Origin of the sequence: Cupriavidus sp. SK-3, assembly GCF_000611145.1 — a bacterium.
In the GTDB taxonomy this organism is placed as follows: Bacteria; Pseudomonadota; Gammaproteobacteria; order Burkholderiales; family Burkholderiaceae; genus Cupriavidus.
On record NZ_JFJV02000142.1, the window covers coordinates 1 to 795 of the forward strand.

At 62.6% G+C, this 795-nt stretch carries 1 protein-coding gene; it reads right to left on the reverse strand.

Annotated elements, in window-relative coordinates; all coding sequences use genetic code 11:
* Positions 1-160: 160 nt before the first annotated feature.
* Positions 161-795 (reverse strand): IS630 family transposase (locus CF70_RS15165; RefSeq protein WP_035866037.1); only part of this gene is annotated, 635 nt, incomplete at its 5' end.

Genomic DNA, 795 nt, shown 5'->3' on the forward strand with positions numbered 1-795 from the left:
GAGCCACCACGGTCGGCTCCTCGTCGTCCAGGCGTTTGATCAGCAGGTGACGCCCGTAGGCTTGTGTGATGATCTGCTCGTGGCCGAGCAGGCTGCGCAGTTGCTGCTGCAATTCGGCAGCGTAATGTTTGGTGGGTAAGGCTGGCATGTCGATCCTCGATTACGATGCGCCGGTTTGCAATGGATAGCCCCGGAAACTCCATTTGAACGGGCGGGCCACCTGATTGTGTGCGCGGACAAACTGCTCGGTGCGTTCGCGCAGGTGCGCGGGGCTGGTGTGGCTCGCATGGGGCAGCACCCGGCGCGTGTAGCGGGCAAACCAGCGTTCGATCTGATTGACCCAACTCGCGTGCAATGGCGTGAAGTGGAAGTGAAACCGCCCATCGTGCCGGGCGTTGAACGTCTGCCAGACGGCCCGGGCGCAATGTGTGTTGAGGTTGTCCCAGACGACGTGCACCTGCTTGCCCGGGTACGCGCTTGCCACGCGTTCCATGAAGGCTACCAGATCCTCCTGGGTGCGCCGGTCGCGGCATTCTGCCAGCACCTCTCCGGTATGCACGTCCAGCGCGGCAATCAACGCCTGGGTGCCGTGACGAATATATTCAAACTCACGCCGACGCAGCCGCCCCGGCGCGGGTGCGCGTCCTGGGTGCTTACGCTCGATGGCCTGAATGCCGGTCTTCTCGTCGATACTGAGCACCACCGCATTTCGCGGCGCCTTGCGGTACAGCTTGCAAATCCCATTGACCTTCTCGCGAAAGGCCGGGTCTGGGCTATGTAGCCATTGCTGGACCC